Source organism: Mycobacterium sp. SMC-15 (genome assembly GCF_045310925.1).
In the GTDB taxonomy this organism is placed as follows: Bacteria; Actinomycetota; Actinomycetes; order Mycobacteriales; family Mycobacteriaceae; genus Mycobacterium.
This window is the reverse complement of sequence record NZ_JBJIAJ010000001.1, coordinates 232079-250172: the sequence shown is the minus strand read 5'-3', so window position 1 is coordinate 250172 and position 18094 is coordinate 232079. Positions and strand designations below refer to the sequence as shown.

The following is an 18094-nucleotide window of genomic DNA, read 5'->3' as shown; positions in this document are numbered from 1 at the left end:
TGGGGCCAAGAGCCACAGCGACTCGATAAAGCACGGACGGAGTCTCACCGGGGCATCTACCGGGTAACTCAGAAGTGTCGCCTGAGACGGCGGCGCTGGCTGTCGTACCAGACAGCTAACCTGACCGAATCTCATCTCCGCATCAACGCAGGAGTCCATAGTGCAACTCACCCGGTTCCGCGTCCGGAAGTTTCGCAACATCGTCGATAGTGGCGACATCGCTGTCGACCCGCACGTCACCTGCCTCGTGGGGATGAACGAGGCAGGGAAGACGGCGATCCTCGCCGCGTTACATCGCCTCAAACCGGTGGGGCGTGCAGCGTTCGACGTGCAGCGTGACTACCCGCGCTGGCTTGCTAATAAGGACCGGAAGGCGGGCATCATCGACGATGCGCGGCCCATCGAGGCCGACTTCGAACTCGACGCCGACGACGAGGCAAAGGTCAGCAGGAAATTCGGCGAGAACGTCCTCACGTCCACGACCGTCACCGTGCACCGGAAGTACAACGCCGACACCACCTTCTGGCGCGTCCAGTACGACGAACAGGCTGCGGTATCGACGCTACTGGCAAAGTACGACCTTCCGGAAGCACTGAAGGCGGACATCGGCGCACCTGCTACCTTCGAGGATCTTCGCGATGCGCTCGGGGAAGCACCGGGTGACGACGACACGGACCCCGTCGTGGATGCCGCGCGCAGTTCGATCTCGACGGGGATCATCGAGCTGCTCGCCGGAAAATCCTTCCTCGACGCGATACTCGCTGAGCTGGAACTCCCGTCGTTCTTCTACTTCGGCGAATACAGCGTTCTCGAAGGGAAGATCGACCTCGACGCTCTCACCGAAGAACGGGACGATGACGCCGCCGCCTCCTCAGCCCAGACGGCGCGGGCGCTACTAGCCCTCGCAGACACCAGCGCAGAGGCCCTGTGCAGCGACGACTACGAGGACCGAACGTCGGAGCTGGAAGCCGTCAGCGTCGATCTGACTGAGCAGGTCTTCGAGTACTGGCGACAGAACCCAAGCCTGCGGGTGAAGTTCGACACCGACCGAAAGATCGAGAACGACGCGAACGGCCACCCCTGTGTGGTCGCGAACTATCTCCACATCCGCGTCGAAGACACCCGCCACCACTTCACCAATAGCTTCTCGCACCGGTCGAGCGGCTTCCGCTGGTTCTTCTCGTTCCTCGCGGCGTTCACGGAGTTCGAGACCCGGTCGGAGAAGTTTGTAATCCTTCTCGACGAGCCTGCTCTCACACTGCACGGGCGTGCGCAAGCCGATTTCCTCCGGTTCATCAACGAGCGGCTCGCACCGGGTGCCCCGGTCATCTACACGACGCACTCTCCGTTCATGGTCGAGACCGATCACATCGAACGGGTACGAATCGTCGAAGACAAGGGACCGAAGGAAGGGGCGGTGGCCAGCCAAGAGGCGCTGACGGTCAACGCCGACAGCCTCTTTCCGCTCCAAGCGGCACTCGGCTATGACGTCGCACAGCACCTGTTCATCGGCAACAGCAATCTCCTCGTTGAGGGCCCCAGTGACTTCCTCTACTTGGATGCGGTCAACCGACGTCTTGGGCAGGAGGGCCGGACCCAGCTCGATGAACACCTCCGGATACTGCCGGCCGGTGGCGCGTCGAACATTCCCGCCTTCGTTGCGTTGATCGGCCGAGCACTGGAAGTGACCATCCTAATCGACTCCGGAACGGAAGGAGCCGGAAAGCTAGAGGCAGCTCTCGAAGCTGGCCGATTCTCTAAGAGCCGCCTGATCCGTGTGGGCGAGGTGATCGGTGCGAAGCACGCCGACATCGAAGACCTCTTCACCGTGGACGACTATCTCTCGCTGTACAACAACGCGTTCGGCAAGAGGGCCAAAGCGACCAACCTCGGCAGCGGGGACCGCATCATTCACCGGCTGGAACAGCTGCACGGGAAGTTCGACCACTACAAACCCGCTGAGACACTGCTGCGGAATCCTGCGCTACTCGACGGGCTCAGCGCTGAGACGCTGAACAACTTCGAGAAACTCATTCAACGGATCAACGCAACCCTGCAGACGCCTCCAAGTTCTTCGTCGTGACATCTCCCTGGACCGGTCCGGTCATTCTCACCCTCTGCCTGTCCGTGCTCGCCCTGCTGGTGTCGGTCACCGCGCTGGTCTGGCAGGTGATCTCGTGGAGGCGCAGCGGTGCGCGGTTGCACGTAGCCACCAAGTGGGGAATCGCGGGATCCCCATCCGAAGCGGAGTCTGGTTGCCGGGCGCACAGCAGTGGACGCTGCGGGCCCGGCTGTACTCGGTGACGACTCCTCCCCAGGTCAGGTGCCCAGTTCCAGCTTCGCCCCGGTGCGCCGCATCATCTCGAACGGGTCCAGGCATGTGGCACCGATCGCGGCGCAGGCGTCGGGGATCTTCACCCGCTTTCGTGAGTTGGGATCCGGGCGCTCGTGGGTGACTAGGACGTGGTTGTGACCGCGCGCGTGAGCTACCAGCTGGTAGTCGGCCTGGTTACCGGCGAACTCCGCGAGTGCGGCCGGAGTGAACGGGCGAGACGCCGCCCACGCGGTGAGCGCCGGGAAATGAGCCGTTGTGGCCTGGTCGATCGGCTGGAAGAAGGAACCGTTCCTCTGCGCCCAGGCAGAGAGCTCATCAGCCCGGCCAACCAGTTCCGTCTTGACAGCCTCGATACTGCCCACATCGCCCGCGGCATGCGCAACCTCAAGCCACTCCCAGAATCCGGGGGCGATGTCGAAGGCGTAGTAGCGGTTCTTGGCCTCGATGAGAACGTTCGCGTCAACCAGGTACATCAACCGACCCCGATCTCGTCAGCCAGGCGGGCGAAGGTTTCGTGCTTCTTGGTTCCCAGGAGCTGGAAGGCGTCTCGGAAGCTGGTGTCGCCCTGGTAGGTGCTGGTGACCACTGCACGTGCGAACTGGCGGCTCAGGCGGAGCGGTTGGGTGTTGTAGTAATTCCCGCCGGAGTTCTCTCCGCGGCGGTGCTTCGCCAGTTCGATGACGGCCTCCCGCTCTGCCCCGTATCGCTCCCGGTAGTCGTCCCAGCCGAGGAAGTGTGCGTCGAACAGGCGCTTAAGGATCACCAGCGTGCTCACCCGATAGCGGCGGGCCAGGCGTGTCAGCTCCTGGGGCGTCGGCTCGCCCTGATAGTCGCGGCGGAGGGTGGCCAGCGGGACCAGGGTCTCAGCGGCGACCCGATTGCACCACAGCTCGTCGGCGACGCCGTCCCGCGCGACCATCGTGGCATCGGACAGGGCGCTGCCGCCGAGCCAGACATGGGCGAGTTCGTGAATCAGCGTGAAGATCTGCGCCGCCTTGGTGTCGGCGCCATTGACGAAGATCAGCGGCGCTATCGGGTCAGACAGCGCGAAGCCCCGGAACTCCTCCGGGTTCAAGGCGCGGTGAGTGTCGCCGCCGACAATGCCGTTCACCATCACGAGTACACCGATGGCCTCGATGCGGTCGATAAGTTGCCGCAGCGCATCGTCGGAATTGGTGAACACGGCGCGCTCGGTTAGGTCGAAATCGAGGGCAGCGCGGATCGCGCGGGCTGCATCCGCCGGGGGCGTATCGGTCGTCGCGGAGCCCACGAACTCGAGTCGGGGAGCACCGTGATCCCGGGCGTAGTCGCGGTACCACTCCTGCCGGGTCTGACAGATGTAGATCGTGTCCAGCAGATCAACAGACGGGCGGGGCACTGCCGCGTTACCGACCGTACGCATGTCCGGGATGGGCACCGGCTCGTTCGGCGGTTCGGGTAGGAACAGCAAGCCGAACGGGGTGTGAGTCGCGTGCGCGAAGCTCTCCAACTGCTTGAGGGTCGGCTGTCGCTCACCGCTGATCCACTCGTCGAGCTTCGGTGCCCGACGTTGCGTGGTTTCGTCGTCCCAGCCGGCGCGCTCGACGGCCCATTCGAGGAGGCTGGGGGCGACCTCAACACGAACTACCACGGTGCCCGCCACCTCCTTCCGTGCTTGGTGTCAGTGTGCCGCAGCCCACTCGTCGGAGTGTGTCGACCCCGCCGATGAGATTCAACTGAGATGGCCGACTCAGAAGTCCTGATCCACGCGCCGCAGGATGTTCGCCAACATGATCACCGCGTCCGCCGCGATCCCTGCCTCGCGGCGTGTGGGCTGAGTGGAGTGCTTGACGCTGTGGGCTAGCTCGATCGTCTTCACCACAAGGCCGCGGATTGCCTCGTTGTCCTTCCCTGCCAAGGAGTCCTCGACGTAGCGGCCGATGCGCAGCTTTGTCTTGTCGGGCGACAGTTCGGTCTCGCCTTCCCGCACGTGCGTCGTAGGGTCGTATACCGTGCGGCTGATCGCTTCCAGGGCAGCGATGCTCCGGTTGCCGGTGTCCCGGTAGTCCTGCGTGGTGGTGGCAGTCCGGAAGCGGCGCCGAAGTTCTGTCAGTTCTTCATCGACCTTCGGCCAGCCGGTCTTGGTGTGCGGCGACACCGCCTCGGCGTTCACCGCCCGGAACTGGGCTTCTTCGAGCTTGTCCAGCCGCTGCTGCACCGGGCCGAAAAAATCCTCGAGCAGGACGCGGCGGGCTTGCCACGAATACGCGCAGTCGTTCTTGATCCAGTGGGTCTTGAAGCTCTCGAAGTTCCGCCAGGGGAAGTCCAACTCGATGCCGATGCGGTGAAGTGTGGCCTTCAGAGCGCGTTGTGCAAGGGCGATCTGCTGATCGTCGAGGCGGGTGGCGCCGTCTGTCCCGCACGCCTTCAGCTCGCCCCAGACCAAGCCGGTCAGCGCGATTGCCACGTCCAGATCGTCGTGGCCGGCCACTGGACCGACACGGAGTTGCCCCAGCAGGTCCACTTGCAGCTGCGCGGTAGGGGATCCCCACCCGTCCGGTTCGGCGCTCATGGCGAAGAGGTCGTCCTGGATCATGGTCGTGACGGTACTGCCGACCACCGACATCGCCGTCGTTGTAACCGGTCGAGCGCGCTCGGTCTACGGGACTTCGGGCGCGTGCCAACGAGTACTGAAAACCCAAAGTGCATGCGCGGCGACGCGCGACGTCATGACTGCCTGTCGGAGCTGACTCTTACTCTTTGAGGGTCCCGGGCCGGCGACGATGTTGGCGCCGACCGAGGTGCTGCTCGATGAGAGGGAATGTCCGCCGATGGGTAAAGGTGCTCGACTTCGTAAGGAGCGCGCCGAGAAGGGCGAGCAGGAAGCCGCTCGACCGATGCGAGGTATCTTCGGCCTGCACCCGCAGGGTGGACTTTTCGGGGCAGCCCCGCGGTGGAAACCGCCAAGCTCACCTGATGAGGCAATCCGGCAGATGACGCAGTTCATGCAGTCAAGGCCGCAGTTGATCGTCTGCGGGCGCCTGGGTTTGAAACCACTTTCGGAGGTGCGACGGTGCGAGTTGCTCTCCGGTATCAACCTTTTCGACGCCCTCGAAACCGTGGCTCGCCTTCAAGGGCAATGGGATGTTGCATTCACCACAGACCAGCGCCCGGACATCGTCGAGGCCGAATTCCTCGGCGCCGGTGAAGGCGAGGCCTGCCAGCGGGCCCGCAAGAGGGTGACCCAACATCACGATCTACTCGTCTCCCCCCGAGCCGCCGCGCAGTTGCAGCGGGAGATCATCGAAAGCGCATCGGTAGAGGAGACCGCTGCGTCGATCGATCGTGACACGCTGGTGCATCTCCTGTTGTCGATCACGTCCGAGCAGAACAGCGTCCCAGGGTTCGCCGGCGACGTGCCGACGTCAGACGAGATCGCCAAGGTCGAACGTGAAATGCCGACGAATAGCATGGAGGAACTCCTCGAATACGCAAGGAAGTTCATCCCCGACGAGGTCGCGTCGAACCTATTCAACATGCCGGCGAAGTACGAGATGGTGCTGTCGAATACCTACGACTTGTGGTTTGCCCGGTGGGCCGAGAAGTCCAAGACGACCGGCCTCGGCGCAACGCCCGCCGAAGCGTTCAAGGTCGGCACCGGCGTCGAGCTCCTCGACCTGCTTCGGCTCGGCCACCGCATCGTCAAGCGCAGCAGCGGTAACCACCAGGTCAGATTCACCCGCGACGAGCTGGCCGCCGACGGTGTGTCCGACGCAGCGATCGATTACCTGATTGGCCACATGGCATTGACGCTCGAGGGGTACAGGGATGCGCTCGCGGCGGACCGCGAAGCCGGCGACATCGCACACCAGCGGTTCACCTTCACGCAGTATCCGTTCATCGCCGTCGACGACAGCACCATCGTCATGATCCGCCACCAGTGGGCCATGGAACGTCTATGTGGCGCAACGCTGTATCACGAGGCTTGGTACAGCCTGGGTACTCAGTCGAGGGGCCTCGGTGATCGCTTCAAGAACGCGATGAACGAGGCTTTCGAGGTCTTCGTGGGCGGCATCCTGCACCGGATTGCAGTAAAAGGCAAAGGGATAGAGAAGATCGTCGACGAGGCGGAGATGCAGGCCGCGTGGACGGAGAAGAAGGACAAAAAGCCTTCCGTGTGTGACTGGATGCTGCTAGGGGAAGGCCACTGCGTCGTCATCGATGCCACAAATCACGCGGTTAAAGCTGATGCAGCGCAGGGGTTAGCAACGTTCGAAGAATTCGCCGCCGACATCGACAAGATTTACGTTGAGGGCAAGTTCAAGCAGCTCCTGTCGACCATCGATCTTGTGAAGAAGCACGGCGGCTGGGACGGCGAAGTAGTCAACGAGGACACGAACTTCGTTCCGCTCGTCGTCATCCCCGACACCGGTGTGCCTACTGGGATCATCACGAACTTCGACATCGTCGAACGGGGCCGCAAATTTTTCCAACATCTGCAGCCGCACGTCTATCCTGCGGGTCTGATCACCGTCGCCGACGTTCAATTGCTCGAAGGTATGGCCGATTTCGCCTTGAGTTTGCCGCAAGGGCCGAGCACCGATCGGAACATGATGAAGCTACTCGCGGGGTGGCGCCACGCAGTTGTATCGGAAGGTGATTCCTCCCTGCAAATCTTCCTGCATCGCCGCGGCTTCCCCCTGCCGCTCAGCAGGCACATCCTGGATAACAGTCGCAAGGTGATGAAGCTGCTCGACGGAAGCTAGTCATCGGTGCGGTCGGACTGATGGTTATACGTGCGCAATCGACAATGCCGCTGAGAGCTGCGATGCGAACGCAGGCCCATCGTTGACGAGTGCATATCCGCCAGCCAGACCACCCTGGTTGCAGAGCGCCCGTCGCCGTCGCGCCCGACGTCGTACCACGACGCCGGTCTCGTGGAGGCCCCGCGGAACCAAGCACGTGGCCGTGCGCGGCACTACAGCAGTGGGGAAGCGGTTGCTCGAGTCGCCGTACACCGCCTGGCTGCGCGACCAGCGCCGCATGATCCGGCGAGCCGTCAGGTACGCGTCCTGTGCGACTTCCACAACGGCGACGGCCTTCTTGAGTCCATACACGCCCCAGAACCGGCCGGGGCCGCGGCCAGGATGCCGCCATTGTTCGGGAACAATATGCTGGTACTCCTTGTCGCCGTGTAAGTTTGGCGATGAATGCTTGGTGAAGTAGATGGCCAGGCGCTTGGGGTCACAGGCTTTCAGCCCGTTGCGCACGTCGATTGCAGTGCCGGCCAGCCGATGTCGGGCCTTCTGCTCCAGGTCTGGGTGGTCGACGACCTGCGCCCACGTGTCGGACAGCCATTGGGCGAAGCCGCGACCCGATCGGCCCGGCGACATGGGCGGCGCCATCCACAGGTGGATGTGCGGTGCGCCACGCCGCTGAAACTCCAACTTCCAGATGTAGCGAGCTGGTTCGCCGTACTCACGTTGGAATCGTTTGCGCCACAACACCATGTGACGCTTCACGCTGGACCCGTCGGGGGCGACGTCCTCCCATTCGCCGGGGTAAGTGAGGGTGATCATCGCCGGTACCCGCCCGGATTCCACCAGCGGGGTGTAGTCGAGTTCGGCGAAGGTACGACACATCGCTGCGCGTGACTTACGCGACCACTCGGTGATCGAACGGCCAGATGAGCCGGTCTCCTCGCGGCCGGATTTGAGGCGATCTTCTTCGACCGCCACGTCGAACCGGCGCCGGCCCACCTCGCGTTCGGTTGATTTTTCGGTGCGGACTGGGTTCGCCCAGCTTAGGCGGACCACGCCGGGGCCGACGGTGATCCGGAATCGACCGGATTCCGGTTCTACCCTGAGTCGGTCCTTGCCGTGCGCCCACGGTGCCGCCGGCTCGAATAGCGCTGCCGCCGAAGTGACCATCTCGGGGCTCGGGAACCGCAGCCTCAGAGCATCGGCGGCTGACCAATCCGCGTCGGCTCCAGACTCGGCGTCGTCGCGGACACTTTTGGGACATATAACAAGCCCGGGAGTCCCAGCCGGAACACGACCTCCGCCGCTCCCGCCTCCCGGCCGGCTGTCGCGCCCTGCGGCCTGGCGGCCTCGGGTGCTCGCGGCCTCCCGGCGTCCGCGGCTACGGCCGTGTTCCGGCTGGCCGTTCGGGTGGTGGCTGGCCACACGATGGACCGCTGCGCCATCGTGGATGTCGTGCCCGCCGGTCGATCCGGTGATTCTGGGCATCGGGTGCCTGCTCCCCGGGAGCCCGCGGTGCGCATCACGAAGTGACGAGCCGTCGGGGAATCCCTGGTCGGGAGTGCAAGCACCGTGTCCGGTTTATGTCCGTTCGCCGGACAGACTGAGTACGTCAGCCCTGCTCAATGCGGCGCATACGACGCACAGACGCAGATAAACCGCAGTTCAGTGGCCATCTCGTCCGCCTGAAAAGCGGAAGGTCGCCGGTTCGATCCCGGCCCTGGCCACAATGAGAACCACCTGATGCCAGGTGGTTCTTTTGCTGTCTGGGGCTAACCGCGCGTCGTCAGGCCTCGCGCCTCACCCCATACCGGACTCTCAACAAACCAGTTGTCGTAGTCGGCCTGCGCCGCCTCCAGCTTGGAGCGGTCGACTCTGCCGTTGAAGATGTCGTCCAACAGCCGGAAGTAACCGAAGCGCTGCGCTCCTGGCGTGAGCACGGTGTAGAGGTGCGCCGCACTGCCCGGGCTGGCGGCGAACGCGTGATGCATCAGCGGCGGGACCACGGCGGTGTCGCCGGCCTTCAACGTCTCCACGTGATCGCCGGCGAGGAATTCGATCTGACCCGACACGACGAAGAACAGTTCGGAGGAGCGCGTGTGGAAGTGCGGGGCAGCACCGTCCGCGCCCACGGCCAGGGTGATGTCCAAGACGCTCGCCGCCCCGCCGGTCGCATTGGAGTCCATGACCAATCCGGTCGAGGCACCGGCCGCCGTGCGCAGCACCTCGCGCTCATCGCCTCGGACCATCGGGATCACGCCGGGAGTGAACTGCTCAAGTGCCACAACAAGGGCCTTCCGATTGGCGGACAGACTATTTCAGCAACCCTCCCGCCGACCATCACATTCCTGCCTGGCCGTCGCCCACACTGATTCGATGTTCGCAGGGCGCATCTTCTCGACCTGGTGACGCGGGGAGCCGAAAATCGGAACGTCGCCGGCCGATCCCGGCCCTGGCCACCATGGTCAATCGGCGCCGATGCGTTGTCGGCGCGCCACGGCAGTCAGCGTCCCGGTATCAGGTGGCTAGCAACCGTAGGCAGGGTCGCGTTGTTGTCTGGCGTGCCGCAGGACTGATCCCGCCGTCAAGCACGCGAGTTTGTCGCGGTCCACGGCAGCGATCGGCAGGCCTGCGGCGGAGCGCATCACCATCAAGGCGAGCGCGGTGTGGGTCGCGTAGGAGATGACCAGCAGGTTGGCGCGCGCGTGCACGCCGCTGACAGTCATTACGTGCTGGCGTTTGCCTTCCCATCCCGGCCAGTTCAGGTCAGGGGGGCGTTGGAGCGCGGACCAGTTCACGTTGATGGCGGTGATGTCTCCGAGCAGGGGAGTCAGGATAGCCACCAGGTTCGGCAATTCGTTGGTGATGCGATCCGCATGTGGCCACCAAGCACCGTCTATGTCGTGGCCGAGTTCGCGAGCCAGCGTGAGCCGGATAGGACGGGCATGGCGTGCGCCTCCGAGCGGGTAGATCATCGCAACTGCTCTTGCTGCCTCTGGGATCTTTCGATGACCAGGGCGGTAGGCGTATTGCGGTCGAACGCTGATCTCGGTATGGCTAAGTGTCGCACCAGATCTCACAATCCACGGGCGGTTCCGTCACAGTCGGATTCGTCTGGCCCGCGGGTGCAGGTAGGCGGAGGAATCACAATTGCCCGAGGAGGCCGCCCGGGCCGCGTCTGGGTGGACCGCCGCCGACAATCAATCGGCTCACATTCGACCGTACGCTGCCGGCATGGTTTGCGGGACCGTTCAGGTCAAGCCCGGTGTGCGAGCTGGAATGACGGTTGTCGATCAGGCCCGCCCCTAGACTGAGTCGCTGTGCACCCCGCCTCGATTCGACGAGCGCCAGCAATCGTCATCGCCGCCGTGATCGCCGCCGCCGGTCTGCCGCCCGCCGCCGCGGCCAGTGACAAGATCCAGCTCGGCGGCGGTGCCGGGATCGTGCTCCACGACGACACACTGTGCACGCTGACCGCGATGGGCCACGACAGCAGCGGCCGGCTGATCGGTTTTACCGCCGCGAACTGCGGTGGGCCGGGTTCGTCGGTGGTCGTCGAGGGCGCCGAAGATCACGGTGGTGTGGGCACGGTGGTGGCCGCCGACCAGGGACTGGGTTACGCGGTGATCGAGTTCGACCCGGTCAAGGTCAAACCGATCGGCGACTACGAAGGCTTTGGGATCTTCGGCCTGGGCCCGAAAGAGCCGACGCCTCCGGCCCCGGAACCCGTCGCCGCGGAACCTGCCGCCCCGGAGTCACCCGCCCCAGAATCTGCCAATGCAGAACCGGCCGCCCAAGAGCCCGCCGCCCCGGAACCCCCCGCCCCGGAACCCGCCGCCCCCAAGCAGGCCTGCAAGCTCGGCCGGGGCACCGGCCTCAATTGCTACGACATAGGGCCAGCCGGTGTGGACACTGCCGGTGAAGAGTGGTGGAAGCCCGGTGATGACGGGGCCCCGATCACCATCGACAACCTGCTCGTCGGCATGGTTCGCGATGGAAGCTTCCCGACCGCACCGCTGGATCAGTCGGGGCCGGGGATCGTGATGTTCAAGGCGATCCTCGATGACCTCAACGCCAAGGGTGGGCCGGGCGCCGGGTTCGGCCTCGGCTAAGCCTCAGGGCCGCAACGTCTCCGGGCAGATCTCAGCCTGCGCCGCCTGAATCTGGACGTCGGCCGCTTCGGGGCTGTAATAGAAGGTGTTGGTCAGCTGGCGCACCAGGTCGCCCGGCGAGATGCCGGAGCGGTAAGTCCCGGTGTGGCCATACATCCGCAACTCGGCGCAGACGTAGTGCCCCGAGCTCACCTTGACCTGGTCGGCGACCGGGATCGCCACCGGGGCGGCGTTGACCCGGGCCAGATAGCTCGCGTCATCGGCGTGGGCGGCCGGCGCGGCGGTCAGTGCCGCGGCGGCCAGCAGGGGTGCGGCAATCCGGACGGTCACATGCATGACCTCCATGGTGCCACCGCCACCCGGCGATGGGGCGACTCTCGGTGGGCCCAAATCCCCCCGCATCACCGCCCGCCTGGTTAGGGTGCCTGCCATGGCAGTCAAGGATTCCCGCGAAGTGGTTATCGAAGCGAGCGCGGAGGAGATCTTCGACGTCCTCGCCGACGTCGAGTCTGTTCCGTCCTGGTCGCCGCAGTACCAGAGTGCTGAGGTGCTCGACACCTACGACGACGGCCGGCCACGCCGGGTGCGGATGAAGATCAAGGCTGCGGGCCTCACCGATGAGCAGGTCGTCGAATACAGCTGGACGGACGACAGCGTCGGCTGGACCCTGGTGTCGGCCGGTCAGCTCAAGGCGCAGGACGCCAAGTACACGCTGACCCCGCAGGGCGACAAGACCAAGGTGCGGTTCGACATGAACGTCGACCCGTCGATCCCGATCCCAGGGTTCCTGCTCAAGAGCACCCTCAAGGGCGGCATGAAGACCGCCACGGACGGGCTGCGCGACCAGGTGCTCAAGCTCAAGAAGAGCCGCTGACTTTTCCCCTGCGATGAAATCCTGCCGCCGGGAGGACTCGGCGTTAGGCTCGATCTAGTGGCTGTTCGAGCATCGCGGGAAATTGTGATTGACGCGCCGCCGGAGAAAATCCTCGACGCGCTCGCTGATGTGTCCGAGTTGGCGTCGTGGTCGCCGGTGCACAAGCGGATCGAAGTCCTCGACAAGTACGAAGATGGCCGTCCCCATCACGTGCTGGCCACCATCAAGATTCTGGGCTTGGTGGACAAGGAGATCCTGGAATACCACTGGGGCCCGGACTGGATGGTCTGGGATGCCAAGGCGACGGCCCAGCAGCGCGCCCAGCACGTCGAATACACCCTGACTCGCGAAGGTCCCGACAGCACGCGGGTGCGCTTCGACATCACCGTCGAACCGTCCGGGCCGATCCCCGAGTTCATCGTGCGGCGCGCCAGCAAGCTGGTGCTGAGCATCGCCACCGAACGGCTGCGTCAGCAGATCATGGGCGAAGACGCCACTACCGAGTCGTAGCGGGCCCGTCGCGCAGCGTCTCCAGTCGCCGGATCGCCTCGTCGATGGTGTCCTCGCGTTTGACGAAGGTGAACCGCACCAAGTGATTCCAGACATCGGGAGCGGTCGCCTCCGAACCGGGCACGCAGAACGCCGACAGCGGGATCGCGGCCACCCCGGCCCGGTGGGGCAGCTCGGCGCAGAACGCCGTGCTGTCGTCATAGCCCAGCGGGCGCGGATCGGCGCACAGGAAATAGGTGCCGAAGCTGTCGTGCACCTCGAATCCGATGCCCCGCAGGCCCTCGGTCAACCGGTCGCGGCGCGCCTGCATGGTCGCGCACAGTGCCGCCACCCAGGCGTCCTCGGTGTTCAGCGCCAGCGCCACCGCCGGCTGAAACGGCGCCCCGCCGACATAACTCAGGTACTGCTTGGCGGCTCGCACGCCGGCCAGCAGCTCCGCCGGTCCGCACGCCCACCCGATCTTCCAGCCGGTGCAGTTGAACATCTTCGCCGCGCTGGAGATGGTGATGGTGCGCTCCGCCATCCCCTCGAAGGCGGCCAGCGGGCGATGGGTCCGTCCGGCGAAGACCAGGTGCTCGTAGACCTCGTCGGAGATCACCAGTAGATCGGCCTCCACCGCGATCCGGGCGATCTCGGCCAACTCGGACTCGGTGAACACCATGCCGGTCGGATTGTGCGGTGAGTTCACGATCAGCGCCCGGGTCGCCGGGGTGATGGCCCGCCGCAACGCGTCGGCGTCCAAGGCGAACCCGCGCCCGTCGGGAACCAGGGACACGCTGACTCGTCGCGCCCCGGACATGGCGACCACCGGGGAGTAGGAGTCGTAGAACGGCTCGAGCAGCACCACGTCCGAACCCGGCTCCACCAGGCCGAGCACCGCGGCGGCGATGGCCTCGGTAGCCCCGACCGTCACCAGGACTTCGGTGTCGGGGTCGTAGTCGATCCCGTACTTGCGCGCGCGCTGCCCGGCGATGGCTTCGCGCAGGGCGGGGATGCCGGGCCCGGGCGGGTATTGGTTGACGCCGTCGGTGATCGCGGCCCGGGCGGCCTCGAGCATGGCCGGCGGTCCGTCCTCGTCGGGGAAGCCCTGACCGAGGTTGACCGCGCCGATCCGTGCGGCCAGTGCCGACATCTCGGCGAAGATCGTGGTGGCATAGGGCTGCAGCCGTGAGACCATCCGCGCCGTCATGGGATCCGAGCCTAAAGGGCGTCGTCGCAGGGTCGAGCGTGAAGCTGGCTTCACGTTCAGGCCGCCGGCGTGAAGCCAACTTCACGCTCGGTTGGGGAGCGGGCCAGACGGACCAACCATCCGGTTGATAGGCCACCCTGTTAGGGTGGGAATTCGGGGACTACGCTCCGACCAAGACGCAGTCGATCCGCATCGAATACCAAATACTGAAGAGGAATCGCCCATGTCCGAAGAAGCCTTCATCTACGAGGCCATTCGCACCCCGCGCGGCAAGCAGCGCGGCGGCGCGCTGAACGAGGTCAAGCCGATCAGCTTGGTCGTCGGCCTCATCGAGGAACTGCGCACCCGCCACCCCGACCTGGACGAGAGCCTGATCAGCGACGTCGTTTTGGGCTGCGTCTCGCCCGTGGGTGACCAGGGCGGCGACATCGCCCGCACCGCGGTGCTGGCCGCGGGCCTGCCCGACACCGTCGGTGGCGTGCAGCTCAACCGGTTCTGCGCCTCCGGGCTCGAGGCCGTCAACGTCGCCGCGCAGAAGGTTCGCTCCGGCTGGGACGACCTGGTGCTTGCCGGCGGTGTGGAGTCGATGAGCCGGGTGCCGATGGGCTCCGACGGCGGCGCGATGTTCTCCGACGTGCCCTTCACCTACGACAACTACATCGCCCCGCAGGGCATCGGTGCCGACCTGATCGCCACCATCGAGGGCTTCTCCCGCGAGGACGTGGACAACTACGCGCTGCAGAGCCAGCAGCGTGCGGCCGCGGCCTGGTCGGGCGGCTACTTCTCCAAGTCGGTCATCCCGGTGCGTGACCAGAACGGTCTGCTGATCCTGGACCACGACGAGCACATGCGTCCCGAGACCACCCTTGAGGGCCTGGGCAAGCTGCGCACGGCGTTCGACGGTATCGGCGCGATGGGCGGCTTCGACGACGTGGCCCTGCAGAAGTACCACTGGGTCGAGGGCATCAACCACGTCCACACCGGCGGTAACAGCTCCGGCATCGTCGACGGTGCCGCGCTGCTGCTGATCGGCAGCGAGAAGGCGGGCGCGTCGCAGGGTCTGACCCCGCGGGCCCGGGTCGTGGCCACCGCCACCACCGGTGCCGACGCGACCATCATGCTCACCGGCCCCACCCCAGCCACCGTCAAGGCACTCGACCGGGCCGGCCTGACCGTCGATGACATCGACCTGTTCGAGCTCAACGAGGCGTTCGCCTCGGTGGTGCTGAAGTTCCAGAAGGACTTGGGCATCCCCAACGAGAAGCTCAACGTCAACGGTGGCGCCATCGCGATGGGTCACCCGCTGGGCGCCACCGGCGCCATGATCACCGGAACCATGGTCGACGAGCTTGAGCGTCGCGGTGCCAAGCGTGCCCTGATCACGCTGTGCATCGGCGGCGGCATGGGCGTGGCCACCATCATCGAGCGCGTCTGAGAGGGCTTGTAAAAAATGGCAGAGAACACCATCAAGTGGGACAAGGATGCCGACGGCATCGTCACGCTGACCCTGGATGACCCGACCGGGTCGGCTAACGTCATGAACGACCACTACCGCGAGTCCATGCACAACGCGGTCCAGCGCTTGATCGCGGAGAAGGATTCGGTCACCGGTGTGGTCGTCACCAGCGCGAAGAAGACCTTCTTCGCCGGCGGTGACCTCAAGGCGATGATCCACGTCGGCCCGGCCGACGCCCAGGCCGTCTTCGACCAGTGCGAAGGCATCAAGGCCGACCTGCGCGCCCTGGAGACCCTGGGCAAGCCGGTCGTGGCCGCCATCAACGGCGCCGCCCTCGGCGGTGGCCTGGAGATCGCGCTGGCGTGTCACCACCGCATCGCGGCCGACGCCAAGGGCAGCCAGCTCGGCCTGCCCGAGGTCACCCTGGGCCTGCTGCCCGGCGGCGGCGGCGTCGCCCGCACCGTGCGGATGCTGGGCATCCAGAACGCCTTCATGAACGTGCTCGCGCAGGGCACCCGCTTCAAGCCGGCCAAGGCCAAGGAGATCGGCCTGGTCGACGAGGTGCTGCCCACCGTCGAGGAACTGGTGCCCGCCGCCAAGGCGTGGATCAAGGCCAACCCCGACGCCGGTGTGCAGCCGTGGGATGCCAAGGGCTACAAGATGCCCGGCGGCACCCCGGCCACCCCGGCCCTGGCGGCCATCCTGCCGTCGTTCCCGGCCCTGCTGCGCAAGCAGGTCAAGGGGGCCAACATGCCCGCGCCGCGGGCGATCCTGGCCGCCGCGATCGAGGGCGCGCAGGTGGACTTCGACACCGCCAGCCGCATCGAGACCCGCTACTTCATCTCGCTGGTCACCGGCAACGTCGCCAAGAACATGATCCAGGCGTTCTTCTTCGATCTCCAGCACATCAACGGCGGCGGCAGCCGGCCCGAGGGCATCGCGCAGACCCCGATCCGCAAGATCGGCGTGCTCGGTGCCGGGATGATGGGCGCCGGCATCGCCTACGTGTCGGCCAAGGCGGGCTACGACGTGGTGCTCAAGGACGTCTCCCTCGAGGCGGCCCAGCGCGGCAAGGGCTACTCGGAGAAGCTGGAAGCCAAGGCGCTCGAGCGGGGTCGCACCACCGCTGAGAAGTCGCAGGCGCTGCTGGACAAGATCACCCCGACCGCCGACCCGCAGGACCTGGCCGGCGTCGACTTCGTGATCGAGGCCGTGTTCGAGAGCCAGGACCTCAAGCACAAGGTCTTCCAGGAGATCGAGGACATCGTCGAGCCCAACGCACTGCTGGGATCGAACACCTCCACGCTGCCGATCACCGGTCTGGCGACCGGCGTGAAGCGCCAGGAGGACTTCATCGGAATCCACTTCTTCTCCCCGGTCGACAAGATGCCGCTGGTGGAGATCATCAAGGGCGAGAAGACCTCCGACGAGGCGCTGGCCCGGGTGTTCGACTACGTGCTGGCGATCAAGAAGACCCCGATCGTGGTCAACGACAGCCGCGGCTTCTACACCTCCCGCGTGATCGGCACCTTCGTCAACGAGGCGCTGATGATGCTCGGTGAGGGCGTGGAGCCGGCCAGCATCGAGCAGGCCGGTCTGCAGGCCGGCTACCCGGCCGCTCCGCTGCAGCTCTGCGACGAGCTCAACCTGGAACTGATGCAGAAGATCGCCATCGCCACCCGCGAGGGTGTCGAGGCGGCCGGTGGCACGCTCGCCAAGCAGCGGAACGAAGAGGTCGTCGACAAGATGATCGAGATCGGTCGTCCGTCGCGTCTGAAGGGTGCCGGCTTCTACGAGTACGTCGACGGCAAGCGCACCGGTCTGTGGTCGGGCCTGCGGGAGACGTTCAACTCGGGCAGCTCCACTCCGCCGCTGCAGGACATGATCGACCGGATGCTCTTCGCCGAGGTGCTCGAAACCCAGAAGTGCTTCGACGAGGGCGTGCTGACCTCGACCGCCGACGCCAACATCGGCGCGATCATGGGCATCGGGTTCCCGGCGTGGACCGGTGGCACCGCGCAGTTCATCACCGGCTACCCCGGCGGCAAGGCCGCCTTCGTGGCCCGGGCGAAGGAACTGGCCGCCACCTACGGCGACCGGTTCAACCCGCCGGCATCGCTGCTGTAATCAGGTGACAACGTGGAATCCCCCGAAACCCCGCGGTTTCGGGGGATTCTGCGTTTCCTGGACCGCCAGGTGAGCGTCGGGGCGCTGATCGAGGCGGCGCTGTGGCTCGGCCTGGTCTATGTGATCGCCGGAGTGGTGTGGCTGTTCCTGCACCCCGACGGCGTCGAACGGCTCCAAGCGCAGGCCGAGCGGCAGTACGGCATACCACCGTCCAGCATCTACGAAGTGGCGACGGTGACATCGGTGGCGCTGTGGCCGGTGATGCTGCTGCTGCCGGCCGACGTCTGCGTGCGCTGAGCCGCGAAACCGGGCCTAGATCGCCCCCAGGTCTGCTGAAATCCAGTGCTGGGGACGCAGATAGATGACCACTTGCTCGCCCAGTTGGGCCAACGCGTACTCGAGGAACTTCTCGGCCCGATCGGGCGGCAGATAGCGGTGGGCCAGCTCAGCGTGGAGGTCGTCGGTGCCGGGCTCGACACGGCTGACGGTGCCGTCGACGGCGACGTAGCGCAGCGTCGGCTCGGTGCGCTCCACCATCAGCGAGAAGCTGCCGGCTGCCTCGATGAGCTTCGTCTTGCGCGACCCGGCCCCGGTCAACACCCAGGGCTCGCCGCCGGGAGCGTACTGGTACCAGATCGGCACCGTCAGGGGGCCGCGCCCGGAGCCGGCGTTCACCGACAGCGCGGCGATGTGCGGCTCGGCCAGAAACTGCTCGCGTTCGTCCTTGGACAGGGCCATGTTTTTCAGGCTAT

General features: G+C 65.5%; 17 protein-coding genes and 1 tRNA gene. 9 read left to right on the top strand and 9 right to left on the bottom strand.

What is annotated here, in order from left to right; all coding sequences use genetic code 11:
- Positions 1 to 160 precede the first annotated feature (160 nt).
- Positions 161 to 2083, top strand: a complete 1923-nt coding sequence (locus tag ACJH71_RS01195) for an AAA family ATPase (RefSeq protein ID WP_406756212.1) — start codon at positions 161 to 163, stop codon at positions 2081 to 2083.
- A gap of 236 nt (positions 2084 to 2319) precedes the next feature.
- Here the strand turns inward: ACJH71_RS01195 and ACJH71_RS01190 are convergent, their stop codons facing one another.
- The 3 genes from ACJH71_RS01190 to ACJH71_RS01180 form a co-directional block, all read right to left on the bottom strand.
- Positions 2320 to 2808: a DUF4411 family protein gene (locus tag ACJH71_RS01190; protein ID WP_406756211.1), complete on the bottom strand. Its 489-nt coding sequence runs from the start codon at positions 2806 to 2808 to the stop codon at positions 2320 to 2322.
- Entirely contained in the window at positions 2808 to 3977 is a 1170-nt protein-coding gene (locus ACJH71_RS01185; protein ID WP_406756210.1) for an ImmA/IrrE family metallo-endopeptidase, read from the bottom strand. Before ACJH71_RS01185 ends, ACJH71_RS01190 begins: the two co-directional genes overlap by 1 nt.
- A gap of 87 nt (positions 3978 to 4064) precedes the next feature.
- The gene (locus ACJH71_RS01180) at positions 4065 to 4910 is read right to left on the bottom strand and encodes a hypothetical protein (protein ID WP_406756209.1); all 846 of its coding nucleotides are present in this window, start codon (positions 4908 to 4910) and stop codon (positions 4065 to 4067) included.
- A gap of 187 nt (positions 4911 to 5097) precedes the next feature.
- Between ACJH71_RS01180 and ACJH71_RS01175 the strand changes: the two genes are divergently transcribed.
- Positions 5098 to 7080, top strand: a complete 1983-nt coding sequence (locus tag ACJH71_RS01175; RefSeq protein WP_406756208.1) for a hypothetical protein — start codon at positions 5098 to 5100, stop codon at positions 7078 to 7080.
- A 24-nt stretch (positions 7081 to 7104) separates the two neighbouring features.
- Here the strand turns inward: ACJH71_RS01175 and ACJH71_RS01170 are convergent, their stop codons facing one another.
- A complete protein-coding gene (locus tag ACJH71_RS01170) occupies positions 7105 to 8499 on the bottom strand; it encodes a hypothetical protein (RefSeq protein WP_406756207.1) in 1395 nt (464 codons plus the stop codon).
- A gap of 237 nt (positions 8500 to 8736) precedes the next feature.
- Here ACJH71_RS01170 and ACJH71_RS01165 point away from each other — a divergent pair.
- A tRNA-Phe gene (locus ACJH71_RS01165) sits at positions 8737 to 8801 on the top strand.
- A gap of 45 nt (positions 8802 to 8846) precedes the next feature.
- Here ACJH71_RS01165 and ACJH71_RS01160 read toward each other — a convergent pair.
- Together ACJH71_RS01160 and ACJH71_RS01155 are read right to left on the bottom strand one after the other, a co-directional pair.
- The gene (locus ACJH71_RS01160) at positions 8847 to 9359 is read right to left on the bottom strand and encodes a cupin domain-containing protein (RefSeq protein WP_406756206.1); all 513 of its coding nucleotides are present in this window, start codon (positions 9357 to 9359) and stop codon (positions 8847 to 8849) included.
- Between the two features lie 240 nt (positions 9360 to 9599).
- Complete coding sequence (locus ACJH71_RS01155; RefSeq protein WP_406756205.1) at positions 9600 to 10049, bottom strand: DUF5994 family protein; 450 nt, start codon at positions 10047 to 10049, stop codon at positions 9600 to 9602.
- Between the two features lie 345 nt (positions 10050 to 10394).
- Here ACJH71_RS01155 and ACJH71_RS01150 point away from each other — a divergent pair, with 345 nt between their 5' ends.
- A complete protein-coding gene (locus ACJH71_RS01150; protein WP_406756204.1) occupies positions 10395 to 11186 on the top strand; it encodes a serine protease in 792 nt (263 codons plus the stop codon).
- Positions 11187 to 11189: 3 nt separating this feature from the next.
- Here the strand turns inward: ACJH71_RS01150 and ACJH71_RS01145 are convergent, their stop codons facing one another.
- Entirely contained in the window at positions 11190 to 11531 is a 342-nt protein-coding gene (locus tag ACJH71_RS01145) for a DUF732 domain-containing protein (RefSeq protein WP_406756203.1), read from the bottom strand.
- An 85-nt stretch (positions 11532 to 11616) separates the two neighbouring features.
- On the opposite strand from ACJH71_RS01145, the gene ACJH71_RS01140 reads away from it, so the two are divergent.
- Entirely contained in the window at positions 11617 to 12060 is a 444-nt protein-coding gene (locus ACJH71_RS01140; RefSeq protein ID WP_406756202.1) for an SRPBCC family protein, read from the top strand.
- 57 nt (positions 12061 to 12117) lie between these two features.
- Positions 12118 to 12570 carry an SRPBCC family protein gene (locus ACJH71_RS01135; RefSeq protein WP_406756201.1) on the top strand — a complete coding sequence of 151 codons (453 nt, stop codon included), beginning with the start codon at positions 12118 to 12120 and terminating at the stop codon, positions 12568 to 12570.
- On the opposite strand, the gene ACJH71_RS01130 is transcribed toward ACJH71_RS01135, so the two are convergent.
- The gene (locus ACJH71_RS01130) at positions 12557 to 13747 is read right to left on the bottom strand and encodes a pyridoxal phosphate-dependent aminotransferase (protein WP_406756564.1); all 1191 of its coding nucleotides are present in this window, start codon (positions 13745 to 13747) and stop codon (positions 12557 to 12559) included. The genes ACJH71_RS01135 and ACJH71_RS01130 overlap by 14 nt on opposite strands.
- 235 nt (positions 13748 to 13982) lie before the next feature.
- On the opposite strand from ACJH71_RS01130, the gene ACJH71_RS01125 reads away from it, so the two are divergent.
- The 3 genes from ACJH71_RS01125 to ACJH71_RS01115 are packed head-to-tail and all read left to right on the top strand — an operon-like array spanning position 13983 to position 17639.
- Positions 13983 to 15194, top strand: coding sequence for an acetyl-CoA C-acetyltransferase (locus tag ACJH71_RS01125; protein WP_406756200.1), 1212 nt, complete (start codon positions 13983 to 13985; stop codon positions 15192 to 15194).
- A gap of 15 nt (positions 15195 to 15209) precedes the next feature.
- On the top strand, positions 15210 to 17342 hold the full coding sequence (locus tag ACJH71_RS01120; protein WP_406756199.1) for a 3-hydroxyacyl-CoA dehydrogenase NAD-binding domain-containing protein: 2133 nt from the start codon (positions 15210 to 15212) through the stop codon (positions 17340 to 17342).
- 12 nt (positions 17343 to 17354) lie between these two features.
- Positions 17355 to 17639 carry a hypothetical protein gene (locus tag ACJH71_RS01115; protein WP_406756198.1) on the top strand — a complete coding sequence of 95 codons (285 nt, stop codon included), beginning with the start codon at positions 17355 to 17357 and terminating at the stop codon, positions 17637 to 17639.
- A 15-nt stretch (positions 17640 to 17654) separates the two neighbouring features.
- Here ACJH71_RS01115 and ACJH71_RS01110 read toward each other — a convergent pair whose 3' ends face one another.
- Entirely contained in the window at positions 17655 to 18080 is a 426-nt protein-coding gene (locus tag ACJH71_RS01110; RefSeq protein ID WP_406756197.1) for a pyridoxamine 5'-phosphate oxidase family protein, read from the bottom strand.
- Between the last annotated feature and the right edge of the window lie 14 nt (positions 18081 to 18094).